15 protein-coding genes and 1 tRNA gene are annotated in these 16,378 nt (G+C 63.5%); 13 read left to right on the plus strand and 3 right to left on the minus strand.

What is annotated here, in order from left to right:
* The first annotated feature begins 310 nt into the window (after positions 1-310).
* Both NFR41_RS06475 and NFR41_RS06480 read left to right on the plus strand, forming a co-directional pair.
* Positions 311-1,978, plus strand: a complete 1,668-nt coding sequence (locus tag NFR41_RS06475) for a L,D-transpeptidase family protein (RefSeq protein WP_251231187.1) — start codon at positions 311-313, stop codon at positions 1,976-1,978.
* A 215-nt stretch (positions 1,979-2,193) separates the two neighbouring features.
* A complete protein-coding gene (locus NFR41_RS06480) occupies positions 2,194-4,023 on the plus strand; it encodes a polysaccharide biosynthesis protein (RefSeq protein WP_251231188.1) in 1,830 nt (609 codons plus the stop codon).
* 172 nt (positions 4,024-4,195) lie between these two features.
* On the opposite strand, the gene NFR41_RS06485 is transcribed toward NFR41_RS06480, so the two are convergent.
* Together NFR41_RS06485 and NFR41_RS06490 are read right to left on the minus strand one after the other, a co-directional pair.
* Entirely contained in the window at positions 4,196-4,405 is a 210-nt protein-coding gene (locus NFR41_RS06485) for a helix-turn-helix domain-containing protein (protein WP_432762697.1), read from the minus strand.
* Positions 4,406-4,730: 325 nt separating this feature from the next.
* Positions 4,731-4,806: transfer RNA gene (locus NFR41_RS06490), tRNA-Ala, on the minus strand.
* A 317-nt stretch (positions 4,807-5,123) separates the two neighbouring features.
* Here NFR41_RS06490 and NFR41_RS06495 point away from each other — a divergent pair.
* The 11 genes from NFR41_RS06495 (at position 5,124) to NFR41_RS06545 (ending at position 15,329) form a co-directional block, all read left to right on the plus strand.
* Entirely contained in the window at positions 5,124-5,879 is a 756-nt protein-coding gene (locus tag NFR41_RS06495; RefSeq protein ID WP_251231190.1) for an HAD family hydrolase, read from the plus strand.
* A 129-nt stretch (positions 5,880-6,008) separates the two neighbouring features.
* On the plus strand, positions 6,009-7,589 hold the full coding sequence (locus NFR41_RS06500) for a ribonucleotide reductase subunit alpha (protein WP_251231191.1): 1,581 nt from the start codon (positions 6,009-6,011) through the stop codon (positions 7,587-7,589).
* A 51-nt stretch (positions 7,590-7,640) separates the two neighbouring features.
* Positions 7,641-8,084, plus strand: a complete 444-nt coding sequence (locus NFR41_RS06505) for an RrF2 family transcriptional regulator (RefSeq protein WP_160213968.1) — start codon at positions 7,641-7,643, stop codon at positions 8,082-8,084.
* A gap of 1 nt (position 8,085) precedes the next feature.
* Positions 8,086-8,997, plus strand: coding sequence for an HhH-GPD family protein (locus NFR41_RS06510; protein WP_251231192.1), 912 nt, complete (start codon positions 8,086-8,088; stop codon positions 8,995-8,997).
* 2 nt (positions 8,998-8,999) lie between these two features.
* A complete protein-coding gene (locus NFR41_RS06515) occupies positions 9,000-9,572 on the plus strand; it encodes a manganese efflux pump MntP (protein ID WP_251231193.1) in 573 nt (190 codons plus the stop codon).
* A 37-nt stretch (positions 9,573-9,609) separates the two neighbouring features.
* Entirely contained in the window at positions 9,610-10,491 is an 882-nt protein-coding gene (gene pheA, locus NFR41_RS06520) for a prephenate dehydratase (protein ID WP_251231194.1), read from the plus strand.
* Between the two features lie 180 nt (positions 10,492-10,671).
* Positions 10,672-11,895 (plus strand): hydrogenase small subunit, encoded by a 1,224-nt coding sequence (locus NFR41_RS06525; RefSeq protein WP_160213974.1) that lies wholly within the window; start codon positions 10,672-10,674, stop codon positions 11,893-11,895.
* Between the two features lie 18 nt (positions 11,896-11,913).
* Positions 11,914-13,560, plus strand: a complete 1,647-nt coding sequence (locus tag NFR41_RS06530) for a nickel-dependent hydrogenase large subunit (RefSeq protein ID WP_160213976.1) — start codon at positions 11,914-11,916, stop codon at positions 13,558-13,560.
* Position 13,561: 1 nt separating this feature from the next.
* Complete coding sequence (locus tag NFR41_RS06535) at positions 13,562-14,263, plus strand: cytochrome b/b6 domain-containing protein (protein WP_251231195.1); 702 nt, start codon at positions 13,562-13,564, stop codon at positions 14,261-14,263.
* Positions 14,264-14,382: 119 nt separating this feature from the next.
* On the plus strand, positions 14,383-14,814 hold the full coding sequence (locus NFR41_RS06540) for a viscotoxin-A3 (protein WP_251231196.1): 432 nt from the start codon (positions 14,383-14,385) through the stop codon (positions 14,812-14,814).
* Positions 14,814-15,329 carry a hydrogenase maturation protease gene (locus NFR41_RS06545; protein WP_160213982.1) on the plus strand — a complete coding sequence of 172 codons (516 nt, stop codon included), beginning with the start codon at positions 14,814-14,816 and terminating at the stop codon, positions 15,327-15,329. Before NFR41_RS06540 ends, NFR41_RS06545 begins: the two co-directional genes overlap by 1 nt.
* Before the next feature lie 3 nt (positions 15,330-15,332).
* Here the strand turns inward: NFR41_RS06545 and NFR41_RS06550 are convergent, their stop codons facing one another.
* The gene (locus NFR41_RS06550) at positions 15,333-16,094 is read right to left on the minus strand and encodes an SDR family NAD(P)-dependent oxidoreductase (RefSeq protein WP_251231197.1); all 762 of its coding nucleotides are present in this window, start codon (positions 16,092-16,094) and stop codon (positions 15,333-15,335) included.
* Positions 16,095-16,378: the final 284 nt, after the last annotated feature.

Below are 16,378 nucleotides of genomic sequence, written 5' to 3' on the forward strand. Positions count from 1 at the left end.
CAGGGGCCCCTCGGGGCCCCTTCGGCGTTTCCGGGGGCGGGCGGGCCCTCCCGCCGGCAGGCCCGCGCCCGCCGACCTAGCGAGGCTTGCGGTCTCGTCGGCGCGTCGTGCCGTCTCGCCGATATCTCATCTCTTTCCGCACCGCCCACCTTCACTGCTTTCAGCGGCTGATCCAGATGGCCGTTCGGGCCGTTTCGTCTGAAGTCGACTGCCTTTGCCGCTTTCGGATCTAGATGCAGATGTCCTTTTCTACGGACGCCCTTTAGGTTACAATGCTCCCATTTCTGAAACGAGGTACCAAGGGGGTATTATGAGGAAGAGGAAAAGGCTCGCAGCTCTGGCGATCGCAGCTGCCTTGACGTGCGCGCTGCCGTCTGTGGCCCACGCGCAGGAGGATAGCCTCGACGACTTCGCGCCGGAGGCATCGGTCGATTCGACGACGGCCGCCCTTTCCGAAGAGGACGATGCAGACGCCTCGGTTGAGGCGCTCGACGTTCAGGACGAGGGTTCGCAGGAGCCCGCGAAGCCCGAGGAGCCCGCCGCCCCTCTCCATAAGAGCACGTGGGCCGAGCAGGACGGCGTTTGGCGATACTTCGACGCTGACGGCAAGGTCATCGCCACGGCTGAGCCGGGCTTCATGGACGTGGCGGGAATGCGCTTCTACATCAACGCGTCCGGCAAGCCCGCATTCGATCAGTGGGTGCTTGCCGATGGGGCGTGGTACTGGATGAACGCCCAGGGCAATCCCGCTACGGGCTGGCAGCAGGTAAGCGGGAAATGGTACTTCCTGGACGGGTCCGGGAAGATGCAGACGGGCTGGGTGCGCCCGTCTGGGTCTACCTGGTACTGGCTCAAGCCGAGCGGTGCCATGGGCGAGGGATGGCTGCTCGACGGAGGCTCGTGGTACTACCTCAAGCCCGGCAGCGGCGCTATGGCCACGGGCTGGTACCTTGTCGACGGCGAGTGGAACTGGTCCAGCCCGAGCGGGAAGTGGCGTCCCAACGAGTGGGTGCGTCAGAACGGGCGCTGGTGGTACCGCTGGGCCGACGGCGATTATCCGACGAGCCGCAATGGCGTGCAGAAGATCGACGGGAATTACTACGCCTTCGATGACAACGGCTGGATGAGGACCGGCTGGTACTACGATGGAGCTCAGGGCAAGTGGCTTTACCTCAGCCCGGCTTTCGGAAGCGCGATGCGCGGCTGGGTCGCCATCGACGGGGAGTGGTTCTACCTTGACGATCGGTGCCAGTGGGTGCCGAACAGCTGGGAGTACGACGGCGGTACTTGGTGGCTGCGCTGGGCTACCGGCGGCTACGCGTCGGGCGGCTGGGAAAAGGTGGACGGGGATTGGTACCTGTTCGACGGACGTGGAGCCATGCTTACCGGTTGGCAGAAGGTCGGCGGCAGCTGGTACTATCTGCGCGAGTCGGGGCGGATGGCTACCGGATGGGTCGAGGTCAACGGCAAATGGTATTACCTGAATGGCGACGGGTCCATGCGTACCGGCTGGCTTTTCGACGGCGGCGAGTGGTACTTCCTTGACAGCAGCGGCGCCTGGAATCTGGAAGACCCCGAGATGACGGCTTACGCCCAGGGCTTCTCCAGCGCAACGAACTGGCTGATTCTCGTTGACACCGAGGAGAATCAGCTGGGCGTTTTCTACGGGTCCTATGGCAACTGGACGTGCGAATACCTTTGGCGTTGTTCGTGCGGTACCGCCTGGACGCCTACTCCCAAGGGTACCTACACGGTGACCGGTCACGGCTACTCGTTTGGGAGCAGCAGCTACACTTGCTACTACTACACCCAGTTCTGGGGCGACTACCTTATCCACTCCGTCATCTATTACAAGAACGGTACTGTAGAGGATGCGCTCGGCAGGGGGCTGTCCCAAGGTTGCGTCCGCTTGGAGATAGGCAATGCCAAGTGGGTCTACGACAACGTGCCCACCGGATCTAAGGTATACATCTACTAGCGCGAAGCGGGTTGCGTGGCGCGGATGCTTGCTCGTCTGTGGAGAAATGCCTTCGTTTGAGTGGCCAGCTGCTGCTTCTTCGAATCTGCACAGGCCCGACGGCTTATAATGTAAGGCTACGAGAAGCCTCCCGTTCCTTCGGATGTCTGGACGGAGCGGGAGGCTGGCTGTGTTTGCGGCTGCTCGCGCGGACACTTGAGACAACGGGGAGGCCCATGAACGTGCACATCTCGAAACGCAGCGCACTTCTGCTGCTGTTCGACGTCGTTGCGACCTACGCTGCCTATTGGCTGGCATCGCTTTTGACCGATCAGGTGTCCGCGGTGTTCTCCAGCAACGAGATTTACTTCATGCTGGGCATACTCGCGCTTTTCAACATCGCGAGCTTCACGGCGTTTCGCCTGTACAACAACTTATGGGAGTACGCGAGCATCGACGAGGCCCTGCAGATCGTCCTGGCGGTGCTGCTCTCCACCTTGGCCGGCGCCGTGTTCCTGTGGGTGATTGACGTCAGGCTGCCCATCCGGGTGTTCGTTGCCGCCGCCATCATCAGTGTTTTCGTCATGGGCGGCGCCCGTATGGCATGGCGCGTGCTGCGACGGAAGCGCCGCGCCTACAGCGGCTCGCCGGGCGATAGGCCGCGCACGCTTATCGTGGGGGCGGGGGAGACAGGCTCGCTTACCATCGACCGCATGCAGTCGAAGGACCCCAACATGCCGGGCTTGCCCGTGGTCGCCACCGACGACGACCCGTCCAAGCAGGGCATGCGCATACACGGTGTGAAGGTTGCAGGTACCAGCGACGATATCCTGTCGCTGGTCGACCGCTGCGCCATCGAGCAGATTGTGGTTGCCATTCCTTCCGCCACTACCGACGAGCGCCGTCGCATCTACGCCATCTGCACCGAGACGAACTGCAGTTTGAAGACGCTGCCCAACATCCGCGAGCTTCGCGTGGACGAGCTGGGTGACGTGGCCTTGCGCGACGTCGATGTGACCGATCTTCTGGGGCGCGACGAGATCGTGCTGGATACGCGCATCGCCTCGGGCTACATTTCCGGCGAGACGATTCTTGTCACCGGCGGCGGCGGCTCTATCGGAAGCGAGCTGAGCCGCCAGCTGGCCAAGGTGGCTCCGAAGCGCATCGTGCTCTTCGACATGTACGAGAACGACGTCTATATGCTTCGCCAGGAGCTCATCAGCACCTACAGCGATATCGAGGTTGACATAGAGATCGGCAACATCTGCGACAAAGAGCGCATTAACGAGGTGTTTGAGAAGTACCATCCGTCCGTGGTGTTCCATGCGGCCGCCCACAAGCACGTGCCGCTCATGGAGGTCTGCCCCCGGGAGGCGGTGCAGAACAACGTGTTCGGCACACTGAACGTGGTGCGGGCGTCGGATAGGTTCGGGGTGAACCGCTTCATCTTCATCTCTACGGACAAGGCGGTCAATCCCACCAGCGTCATGGGGGCGACCAAGCGAATGGGCGAGATGGTCATGCAGTACTACGCGCGCACTTCGAAGACCGTCTTCTCGGCGGTGCGCTTCGGCAACGTGCTTGGTAGCAACGGTAGCGTTATTCCCCTGTTCAAGCGTCAGATTGCCGCAGGGGGACCGGTAACCGTCACCCATCCGGATATTGAGCGGTTCTTCATGACCATCCCCGAGGCGGCCAGGCTCGTCGTACAAGCCGGGGGTATGGCCCGTGGCGGAGAGATCTTCATTCTGGATATGGGAGAGCCGGTGAAGATCTTGGATCTGGCGAAGAACCTCATCCGCCTTTCCGGCGCCAACGTCAACATCGAGTTCACCGGCCTTCGCGACGGGGAGAAGATGTACGAGGAGCTGCTGATGGACGAGGAGAGCACCATTCCCACGGACAACAGCTCCATCATGGTCTCCACCGGCCAGGAGATCAGCTACGACGAGGTGGCTGCCAAGCTTGACGAGCTGGAGCGCTCCATAGCCATGACCGATGCGGAGGCCATCGCCATCCTGGAGCAAGCCGTGCCGACGTACCACCATACGGTGAACCGCGCGTAATCCCGGCACCTGGGCCTGCGCGCGGTCCTTGCACGGAGTCGGCCGCTGCTCTCGAGAGCCTGCGATGTCTTGAGGACGGAACAGCCCGCCCCCGAAGCCGGTGCGAGACGGCTTCGGGGGCGGGCTGTTCCGTGCGTTGCGTCTCTGCGGCCGCGAGGGGCCGCAGGCAGCTTTAGGATTGCTGCTCTTCGTCGGTCTTCTTCTTGGGGCGACCGACGAGACGGGGGGAGTCGCGGTAGGCAATCACGTCGTCCAGGTCGAAAGCCCATGCGTTCCCGAATTTTCGCGCCCCCAGTTCTCCGCTGATAGCGAGCTGTCTCATGCGCGCGCTCGTAACCCCTGCGATTTTCGCAGCCTCTTTTGCGTCGACCATTTCACTCATGACAAACGCCTCTTTTCATCGAGTCATACGTCCGAACATTGGCTTTCGGAGAATGCGCTCGCAGCCTTCCCCTCGTGGACGGCCTGCATCTTCGCAGCCCTCGCTTCGGTGCCCCGGCTCCGTCAACGGCTTTCCTGGTGGGTAGTGTAGCGCAAAACCCGAGCGCGAAAGTCAGAAGTTGACTAAATGGCTCATAGTATTCGACGGGATAAAAGCACCTTACCCGGGGGCTATGATAACGCTGGGGCGCTGGCAGGATTTAATTCGTAGTAAAACTGTCATCTAAAAGAAAACGGGTGGCAATTGAATTGCCACCCGATAGTTTTGGTGGAGCATAGGGGGATCGAACCCCTGACCTCATGGCTGCCAGCCATGCGCTCTCCCAGCTGAGCTAATGCCCCGAAAAAATCGTGCGTCAGCTAGTATAGCGGAAACGAATCATCGGTCAAGGGGGAATTTTTGGAGAATTGGATAAATTTGCATCACCGTTGTCTCGCAGGGGGTGATGGGCGGCGCGGTTTTTTGCGATACTGGTAACGGCGCAGGGCGCTTGCGCGTGCGCCCGGTGCGTTCGGCGCCGACTAGGATATGAGGGTGCGCCGTCTGCGCTTGGCGGACGGCGCGCCCAACGGTATAATGCACAGTCCGCCGCGGGCCTTCGAGGCCGGATGGCGCCTTCGGGCGCCGCGCGGCCTCCTGCGATGAGAAACGGACGGTTATGGTGGCAATCTCGAGGGGCAATAGCGATGGCGCCCAGCGCGAGCTGCTGGATACGGCGGCCAAGGACGAGGTTGCCAGCGGCGCCGGTTGCCCGGTGAAGCTTGCCGTGTTCGATTTCGACGGCACCAGCATCCGCGGCAACTCGCCGGTGCTTCTGTGCCGTTACCTGGTAAAGCGCAAAATGCTGCGCAAGAGCGTGGTTTTGCGCATCCTGCTGTGGGGTCTTGCCTACAGCCTGCGGCTTCCCCAGAACGAGGCCTGGGTGCGCGGCTTGGTCTTCACGGCGTTCGAGGGGAAGCCCAAGGCGCAGGTGGACGAGTTTCTCTTCCGCTTCTACGACGAGGTGATTCGCGAGCGCTTTCACGCCCAGGCCGACGAGACCATGCGGCGTTACGGGAGCGAGGGCTGCGTGGTCATGGTGGTGAGCGCCACGTTCGAGCCCATCGTGCTGCGAGCTATGGAGCACCATCCTTTCGACTGCCAGATCTCGACGCGCATGCGGGTGGCGCCCGACGGGACGTACACCACGCAGGTGGACGGCGCCTGCATCGAGGGAGCCGAGAAGCTTGCGGCGATCCACCGTTTCGCCGACGCGCGCTACGGTGCGGGGAGATGGGTTCTGGAGGCCGCCTACGGGGACCACCATTCCGACCGCACCCTGCTTTCGGCCGCCCGCCATGCTTTTGCGGTCGATCCGGACCGTCCGCTGCGGCGCACCGCCGCCCGCTTCGGCTGGACCGTGCTCGACTGGTAGCCGTCCTTCGGGAGAATCGATCCATTGATAGGCAGCGAGTAGCAATTCAGGCGAGGCTGCCGTATACTAAGAGGATTATCGAAACTGCGCCCTTTGCGGGCGCTTGCCGACTGCAAGGAGGTTGGGACCATGCACGATATAGGGCCGAATACGCCGCCCAGCCAAAGCGACGAGTGCGGAAAGCCCGCAAACGATTACCTTGCCCGCGCCGTTGCCGCCCGCGCGGCGGGCAACGAGAGCCTGGGCCTGCTGCTGTACCTGACCGCCTTCGAGCGGGCTTGCGCGGGGAAGGACGGCGTTCCCGACGCCAACGCCATCACCGGCCTTCGGGAGGCGTGGCGCCTGGCATGCGCTTCGGGGGAGCGGTCCTTAGCCGAATACGCCTTCGAGCGCCTGGAGCCGTACCTGTCGGCCGAGGAGGCCGAGGAGTGCGCGGCTCAGCTGCAGGACCTGGCCCTTTCCAAACTGGAGGAGTTCGGGATCCATCGCGAGGATTTGCAGGAGATGGGCGAGCTCGTGAGCGGGCCGGCTCCGTCCGAGGCTTCCTCCGCGCCCGTTCCCACCCCGGGCATCCCCGGTGTGACGGGCATAGCGGTGGCGTCGGTGAGTGAGGACGGCGCCTTGTCCCTGCACGACCTGGTGGGCTCGATGATAGGCGAGATGCGTCAGAGCGCTCCCAGGAGTGCCGAGGAAGACGATGCGGAAGGGGAGCCGCCGCTTTCCTACAAGAATTTGGTGGGGTATGACCAGGCCGTCCGTCTGATGCGCGATTTCGGCGTGGGGCTTGGCAACGATGTGGAGTTTCGCCGGTTCGTCAAGCAGCTCAACGCCAGCCACGGCTTGGGCAGCGCCCCTGCCATCGATTCGTTTCTGTTCCGCTCGCCGGCCAGGGAGGACGCCCAGCGCTTCATGATGGCGACGCTGGGGGAGCTGGGCCTTCCCTGCGTGCGCATGAACATGGAAGAGAACGTGCAGGGCGTGCCGATGCTGTGCGTGTCGGCCATGACCCGGCGTCCGGGCAAGTTCAATCCCGCCCGCATGCTGGAGGGCCCCTGCGTGCTCATGCTGGAGGATTTGGACGAGTGGGTGTCTCCCGCATCCGATGCCCCGGTGGAGGATTTCGGCGGCTTTCTCATGGCCACGCTGTCCCATGGGGCGCGCGAGGCGCTGAATCTGATCCAAATGGCCGTGGACAACCCCGACGTGTACGTGCTCGCCAGCGCCTCCGACGCCTGCGAGATCGAGCCGTTCTTCTACGACATGCTGGAGCCGCTGACGGTGGTGGACATCGGCGTGCCCACCGAGCAGGAGCGCGCCGAGATCTGGGATGAGCTGGTGCGGGACCATCCCTCGCTGGGCGCCATCGATGCGAAAGAGGTGGTGCGCCTAACGGCCTCGCTTCCCCGCTACGACATCTACATGGCCACCCGGGAGGCCGTCGAGCAGTCCTATCGCGAAGGGCTGGTGTCCAGAAGCTACCGGCCGGTGGATGCTGGCAACCTGTTCGACAAGATAGCCGCCTACCAGCCTTTGGAGTCAAAGGAATACGGCGAGCTCGAGCAGGCGGTGCTGGAGGGCTTCCGGGCCGATATCGACGCCATCGAGGCGCTCATGGCCGAAGAGGAGGGTTGCGCGGAAGGGCCTTCGCCCGCCAATGCGTCTCCTGCGGTATCGGCTGACGGCGCGGGCGACTCGTCGCCGGCGCAGTAGCGCCGCTGCGGTTTCGCCACAGGCTCACGTCCCAGAAGGAGAGCTGCCTTAATGGATATAACGCGTCGAAGCGATTACGCGCTGCGGATCCTGCGCGCCGCATACCGCGCCCGCGGCGAATATCGCTCTGTTGCCCAGATTGCCGAGGAGGAGGGTGTGCCCTACGCATTCGCCCGGTCGATCCAGCACGACCTGGTGGCCTCTGGGCTGCTCGAGACCGCGCGTGGGGCGAAGGGGGGCACGGCCTTGGCCGTAGAGCCCTCCCAGGTCAGCATGCTTTCCGTTATCGAAGCCGTAGGCGGGTCGCTGTCCATGGCCCCTTGCGGCGGCGTGCCCTCCCATTGCGGTAAGCACGACCGCTGCGCGTTCCATGGGCTGTGGAAGGGGGCCGATTCCCTAATCAGGGACTATTTCTCCCGCATCACGCTTGCCGAGGTCCTGGAAGAGGGGTCGGACAACCAGGTTATCCTGGAGGCCCTGGGAAAGCAGGGCTAGGGTGGATACGCGCCGATCAACGCTGAAGCAGAAAGCGGCGGCCGTCGGCTCGGCCGATGAGACCTGGGATGCCGCGGTTGCGAAAGACGCCTTCGTCGAGAAGGTGCTCCTTCTTGGCGGCGCTGCCCGCCGTGTGCTTCCTTGGCGCTGGATCGACGACGCCTACGGGGTGCTGGTGTCGGAGGTGATGCTGCAGCAAACGCAGGTGGCCCGCGTGGACGGGCGATGGCAGCGCTTCATGGCCCGCTTCCCGACGGCAGACGCGCTTGCCTCCGCATCCGTGGCCGACGTGTTGGACGAGTGGCAGGGTCTGGGCTACAACCGCCGCGCCCTCAACCTGAAGCGCGCCGCCGAGGCGTGCGCGCGCGACCTGGGCGGCCGGGTGCCCGAGTCCTACGAGGAACTGCTCGCGCTTCCGGGCGTGGGTCCTGCGACGGCCGCTGGGGTGGTCGCCTTCGCCTACGACAAGCCGGCGGTCTACCTGGAGACGAACGTGAGGACGGTGTTTCTCCACGAGCTGTTCCCCGACGAAGAGGGAGTACGCGACGACCGGATCAGGCCGCTTGTGGCAGCTAGCTGCCCGAGTGCGGGCGTGCGGGAGTGGTACTACGCGCTCCTTGATTACGGGGCGCAGCTGAAATCCCAGGTGGGCAACGCTTCGCGCCGCAGCGCCCACTATGTGCGGCAGTCGTCCTTCGAGGGGTCCCGGCGGCAGAAGCGGGCGTTTCTGGTGCGCGAAGTGCTGGCCGACCCGACGGCGGAGGCGAGCGCCGCGAAGGGGCTCCTGGACGATTTCGAGCGCGCCCGCGGGCGCGATGCGGTGACCGACGACGAGTTCTGGTCCATCGTGGGCGAGCTTGCGGCCGAGGGGTTCTTCGCCGGCAGCAGCGCCGAGCTGTGGAAGCGCGGGTAGCCATGGGGATCGTCGAGCTGTTCCTGGTGGCCGCAGGTCTTTCCATGGATGCGTTTGCCGTGTCGGTGTGCAAGGGGCTGTGCATGCGGACGCTTCGGTGGGGGCAGGCTGTGGTCATAGCCGCCTTCTTTGGGCTGTTCCAGGCGCTGATGCCCGTTGCGGGGTGGTTGCTGGGGACGCAGTTCAGCCAGTTCGTGGAGCCGGTGGACCACTGGATAGCCTTCGTGCTTTTGGGGCTCATCGGCGCGAAAATGGTCTGGGACGGGCTGCATGGTTCTGACGAGGGCCGGGCCTGCCCGGTTGATCAGCGCCTTGATTTGGGGGAGCTTACGCTGTTGGCCGTGGCCACCAGCATCGACGCGCTGGCCGTGGGCATCACCTTCGCGTTCCTGGGTGTGGACGTTGCGCCGGCCGCGGCGCTTATAGGCGTCGTCACGTTTTTCCTATCGCTTGCCGGTGTGGGGATAGGGCACGCCTTCGGCCGCCGCTTCGAGCGTGCGGCCACGGTGGCCGGGGGAACGGCGCTGATACTTATAGGGTTCAAGATACTGCTCGAGCATCTGGGCGTTCTGTAGCAAGGTGGCGACGAAGAGAGAGCGAGGCGGCAAGGCTATGGCGGCAATCGAGGAAGAGGGGCCGATGTTCGCGTTCCTAGGCCCGTACGGCACGTACTCGGACGAGGCGGTGCGCATGTTCGCATCCCGCATGGGCATAAGCGACCCGGTGACGCTGCCGTGCGCGTCCTTCGACGAGGTGTTCGACTGCATCGATCGCGGCAAGTGCGAGTACGGGGTGGTTGCCAAGGAGAACGCACTGGAAGGGCCCGTGACGGCCACGCTCGACAACTTCTCGCTAAAGAGCAACGCCACCATTTTGGGCGAGGCGGTGCTCGACATCCACCACTGCCTGCTTACGGCTGCGGGCGCTCCGCTGGACCAGGTGAGCAGCGTGGCCTCCCACAGCCAGGGCATCGCCCAGTGCCGGCGCTTCCTGGCCGAGCGCCTGCCCGGGCGCAGCTTCGTCACCACGGCCTCCACGGCCGACAGCGCGCGCATGGCCGCAGGCGACCCTACGGTCGCGGCCATTGCCAACGCCTTCGCCGCAAAGCTCTACGGAGCCGAGGTGCGGGCCACCGAGATTGAGGATCACCTGGGAAACCAGACGGTCTTCAACCTGATAGCCCGCCAGGGGCATGCGCCCGTCTTCTCCGGCGACACCATGAAGACCAGCGTGGCGCTGTTCATGCACCAGGACCGGCCGGGCACCTTGAACATGATCTTGTCGGAGTTCGCCTACGCCGGTCTCAACCTCACGCTCATCCAATCCCGGCCCACCAAGCAATCGTTGGGGGACTACATGTTCTTCGTGGAGTTCCAGGGCACCGTGCTCGACCTTCCCATTCAGCAGGCGCTCAACTGCCTGCGCCTGAAGCTTCGGGAAGTGAAGGTTATCGGGTCCTATCCTGTACTCGATGGCGAGCGGAACGCCGGCTGACGCTCCCCGCCGTTCGCTCGGGAGAGTGGAATTGTTACGCTGGTCTGCGAAGGTAACATTATTCAACCGCTTGTCCGAATTATCAGTCGTTCGCGCTTTCGCCCTCGAAGAAGCGCGCGCTGGTATGGAAAATAGCCAAAGTTGTGTAAAAGACGAGATGCACCTTAAGGAGGTGTGCACATGGGAACAGAGGCCACCGTATCTGAGTTTCAGGGAATGCTTTCAGCGCGTGGTGTGTCGCGCCGCGATTTCATGAAGCTGTGCGGAGCCATCGCCGCCGCTGCCGGGCTGTCCGAGCTGGCTGCGCCGCGTGTCGCCCAGGCCATCGAAGCGTCGGTGATCGGAGCGACGTCGGGTAACTTGTACCCTGTCATTTGGATCGAGGGCGCTTCGTGCACCGGCTGCACCGAGGCGTTCGCCCAGATGGAGACGCCCGACGCGGGCACCGTGGTGCTGGACATGATCTCCCTGAACTACTCGGAGACCCTCTCTGCCGCCGCCGGCTACTCCATGGAGGAAGCCAAGGAGCAGACCATTGCCGCAGGAAACTACATCCTGGTCTATGAGGGAGCCGTGCTCCTGGGCTGGAACGGCGAGGCGCTGCGCGTAGCCGACAAGCCCGGCACCGACCATCTGGTCGAGGCCGCCGAGAATGCTACGGCCGTGGTCGCCCTGGGCTCCTGCGCCGTCAACGGCGGGTGGTGCGCGGCCCATCCGAACGCTGCCAACGCTATGGGCGTGCAGCAGTACCTGAAGGACAACGGCGTGGACGTGCCCGTCGTCAACATCCCGGGCTGCCCCGCCAACCCCGAGTGGCTCATGTCGGTGCTGGTGGACGTCGTGCTCATGAAGGACCCCACGCTGCTTTTGGCGCGCCTGAACGGCATGAACATGCCCGAGGACATCTTCGGACAGACCATCCACGACAACTGCGAGCGCCGCGGCCATTTCGAGAACGGCGAGTTCGTCTATCAGTTCGGCACCGAGGAAGAGGCCAAGGGCTACTGCCTGTATCCCATGGGCTGCCGCGGTCCTCAGACGAAGGCCAACTGCGGCATCACCATGTACAACGATCGCCGCAGCTGGTGCGTCCAGGCCGGTTCCCCCTGCTTGGGCTGCTGCGAGGCCAACCCCATGAACCCGGGCCAGAACTGGGTCGAGGTGAACACGCCCTTCTACAAGCGCCATCGCGACCTGCGCATCGGCGACTGGATGATCCAACCCGGCACCATCGCCCTGGGCATCACCGGCCTTCTGGCCGCCGCCCTGGTGGTGCACGGCTTCGGCATGAAGGCCTCGGGACGCATGGACGGCGGCGCCGACTTCGAGAAGGTCCGCGCCTGGGATAAGAAGCATCCTGACAAGTCCATCGGCCAGTACGACAACGGCAAATCCGGCAAGTAGGAAGGGAGGCAAGCTTACATGACTCGTTCTATCATCGATCCGATCACTCGTATCGAGGGCCATCTCCGCGTTGAGATGGAGGTAACCAACGGCGTCGTCTCCGACGCTTGGGTCTCCGGCGGCTGCTTCCGCGGCATGGAGCTGTGCGTGACCGACCGCACGCCCGAGGACGCTGCCCAGATCGTGCAGCGCATCTGCGGCGTGTGCCCGACGTCCCACGCCCATGCGTCCTCCATCGCCACCGAGAAGGCCTACGGCATCACCATCTCGAACAACGCGCGCATCATCCGCAACCTCATGGAGGGCGCGCAGTTCCTGCACAGCCATATTCTGTGGCTGTACAACCTGGCGGCCCTCGACTACGTGAACCCGCTCAACGCCCTGAAGGCCGACGTTGCCGACACCTACGCCCTGGCCGAGGCCGCGGGCACGTCGGCCAACACCGACTTCGGCGCCCTCAAGGAGAAGCTGGCGGCCTTCGCCGCCAACGGGCAGCTGTCCATCTTCTCCGGCAACTGGTTCGACGCCGATGACGGTACCGCCTTCAAGCTGCCTCCCGAGGCCGACCTCATCTGCACGGCCCACTACCTGGAGGCCCTGAAGATGCAGGCCAGGGCCTCGCAGATCTCGGGCATTCTGGGCGGCAAGATGCCCCACATGGTCACGCTGATCCCTGGCGGCACCGCCTTCGTCCCCACCGAGCAGAAGCTCGACGACCTGAACGCCCTCGTCAACGAGCTCTACGACTGGATTGCCACCACGGTGGTGCCGGACACGCTGGTGCTGGCCGAGTACTACCCGGAGGCTTTGGAGTTCGGCAAGGGCTGCGGCCGCTACATCGCCTGGGGCGTCTTCGAGCGCCCGAGCATGGAGTACGCCGACCGCTACCTGCCCATGGCCGTGCTCGACGAGCAACTCAACGTCTCCGACGTGGACGAGCACAAGATCACCGAGTACATGGGCCGTTCCTGGTACAAGGGCTCCGAGACCTACAGCTCGCCGTACTTCGTCACCGAGCCGGAGTTCACCAGCTACGACGTGGAGGACCGCTACACCTGGGTGAAGTGCCCGGCCTACGAGGGCAAGCCCTACGAGGCCGGCGGACTGGCTCGCGTGCTGGCCGCTTACCAGCGCCAGGTGCCCTTCATCGTTGACGCCGTGAACGACATGCAGAAGGCCCTGGGCATCCCCGGCCAGATCGCCCCGCTGCAGTCCACCCTGGGCCGTACCGCCGTCCGCCAGATCGAGACCCTCTACATTGCGGGCCTCATGAAGGAATGGGTGGTGGAGCTGACCGAGGCCATCAAGGGCGGCGATTCCGAGTACTTCCGCACCCCCAGCACCATTACCGGTGCAGGCACGGGTCTGTGGGAGGCTCCGCGCGGCGCGCTCTACCACAGCGAAGAGGTGAAGGACGGCAAGATCACGGGCTACCAGATCATCATCCCCTCCACCTGGAACCTGGCTCCCATCAACGAGAACGGCGAACACGGCCCCATGGAGCAGGGTCTGATCGGCTGCCCCGTGGGCACCATCGACAAGCCCATCAACGCGCTGCGCACCGTCCACAGCTTCGACCCCTGCACGGCTTGCGCGGTCCATATCACCGAGCCTGCCACGGGCAAGCACTTCGAAACCGTCACGAGCCCTTGGGGGGTGAAGTAAGATGGCCCACTTGGCACACTACCGCGAGGCGCATCCTCTGGCCTTCGTCATCACGCACTGGATCAACCTTGTGGCCATGATCTTGCTGATCGTCACCGGTTTCTGCATCCACTTCCCGTTCTGGCCCTATTTCATGGGCATCGCCCGCGGCGTGCACGTGTTCTTCGGCTTCGTGCTGTTCATCAACTGCGTCGTGCGCGTGGTCATGGCCTTCTTCGTGAAGTCGGCACCTACGGGCGGCACCCGCGAGCAGGTGCTGGACTACAAGACCTGGCTGCCGCAGGCCGACAACCGCCATCAGGCCGGCGCCTGGATCAAGTACTACCTGTTCCTGAAGAAGGACCACCCGCTGGGAGCGAAGCTGGGCGTGCCCCAGAAGATCAGCTACCTGGCTATCCCGGTGCTCATCGTCGTCATGTTCTACACTGGCCTGTGCCTGTGGGCTCCTACGATGAACGTGGGCTTCTTCGAGGCTGGCACGAACCTGGTGGGCGGCCTCATGAGCATGCGCATCATCCACTACTTCATGATGTACGTGTTCATTTGCTTCATGCTCATCCACATGTACCTTGCCAACATCGAGGGAATCTCCCCGACGTTGCTCATGTTCTTCCATAAGGAGCATGGCGGCCTGGTCTACAGCCCTGAGAAGCATAACATCGTGGGCGAGGACGACCTGGGTCACGGCGCTTCCCACAAGTAAGCGGCTGGCTCTCTAGTCTTCTACGAGCGGTCCCTGGAAAACCGGGGGCCGCTTGCTTTTTCCTACACGTCCTCCCCATGGCTCACCCCTATAATGAGCTGAAACGAAGGAGATGAGCTATGGCGGAATTGACTGACGAACAGATTGCCCGGGAGGATGAGTTTCTTTCGGGCATGCCTCGCGTGAATCTCGGCGCGCTTTTCCTGCCCCCGGTGTGGGGCGCCGCCCATGGGCTTTGGGTGGCCATCCTGTTCTATCCCTTATGGCTTGTGGCCGATAATTGCTTCTACGGCGCTTTCGCCAATCCCTCGCCGCTTTCCATAGGCCTTGCGCTGATCGTGCTCGTATCGCTGGTGGCTGCGACGGTTGTGTTCGCTGTTTTGGGACAGCCTTTTGCGGCTCATTGGTCGGCGGCGCGGGGCGTGACCAAGGAGCAGTATTTGAGGCGACAACGGGTTTGGGCTGTGGTCAGCATTATCGTGGGGGTTGCGATGGTTGCGGCTGCCACCTACTATAATCTGGAGATTCGCCCGACCCTTCCGGAGCTGTAATGGGAGGCTCTGCGAAGTCCATAGCCGTTATGTGCGTGGGAAACAAGCTGATGCTTGACGACGGTGTGGGACCGGCGGTCTACGATGCGTTGGTGGAGCGCTACGAGGTGCCAAAGAACGTGAGCCTGTTCGATTTGGGGTGCCTGACCTTGGGGCATATCGACGCCGTACGCGATTTCGACGTCATCATCACCGTGGATGCCGTGGACGGCACCGACACCGCGCCCGGTACGGTGTTTCGCTTCGAGCCCGACGCCATGGCCCGCCACAGTGGCGCCACGGCGTCGCTGCATGATTTGAAGCTGGTGGACCTCTTCGACACAGCGGCGCTGCTGGGCTACGAGTGCGAGGGCTTGTGCTTGGGCATGCAGGTGGCCAACGCTTCGCCTTCCGAGCTGTGCATCGGTCTCACGCCGCCGGTTGCGGCGTCATTGGATTTGCTGGTGGAAACCGTGGCCGGGGAGCTGGCCCGACTGGGCAGCCCCCTGCGTCCTCGGGAGTGCGCGCCGGCCTAGGTGCTACTTCAGGCCCAGTAGCACGCCGCCGTCCACGACGATGATCTGGCCCTGGGTGTAGCGGCAGGCGTCGCTTGACAGGTATACCACCGCACCGGTGAGATCTTCTGCCTGCCCCATGCGCCGCTGCGGAATCTTCGCGGCGATGTTGTCCACGTAGTCCTGGGGCATGTTGGCGCCCATGCCCAGATACATCTGGCCCGGGGCGATTCCGTTCACATAGATGCCGTGCTGCGACCAGGCCAAGGCCTGGCATTGCGTCATCATGGCCTCGGCGGCCTTCGTGATGGAGTAGATGGGGCTGGTGTCCGTAGCGCGGAACGACATGACCGAGCAGATGTTGACGATATGGCCGCCATGCTCGCGCATCCAGTCGCGCACCACGTACTGGGACAGGAAGTAGGGCCCCTTCACGTTGGCGTCCATGCAGGTATCGAAGGATTCGGGCGTCAGGTCGTCTACCGACTCGCCGATGAGCTGCGCGGCGTTGTTGACCAGGATATCAATGGAGCCGAAGTCCGCGAGCACCTGCTTGGCGGCCGCATCGAGGGCGGAGATGTCGGCCATGTCGACCGCGTAGCCGCGCACCGTGCGGCCGGTTTCGGCGGCGATGTGGGCGCAGGCCTCGTCGATGACGGCCTTGTTGCGGGCAAGGATGGCGATGTCGGCCCCAGCTTGGGCAAGGCCTAGGGCCATGTCGAGTCCTAGCCCGCGTGACCCTCCGGTGACGATGGCGGTTTTCCCCGACAAGTCGAACGAGACCATGGCAATCCCTCCTGTCTGCGCGGCACGATTGCCGCGTCGGCTGGCGTAAGTCGTACATACGAGAGTATAGACCATGACCGTCGCCGCAGTAGCGCCGAACATGCTGTCGAGGGGAGAATCGCAGGGAATGTGCCAGTCGGAATCATTGCTGCTAAATCCTACTAAACCCTAGGTTAAAAGTGGAAATACTGTCATTTTTCGTGGGGGGGGGGGGCGACATATCGTATCAGTGCCTTTGTGAGCTGTACTATAATTGGGATACGAGAAAGGGTTCTTGTCGTGAT

This window comes from Adlercreutzia aquisgranensis (genome assembly GCF_943193145.1).
Lineage (GTDB): Bacteria > Actinomycetota > Coriobacteriia > Coriobacteriales > Eggerthellaceae > Xiamenia > Xiamenia aquisgranensis.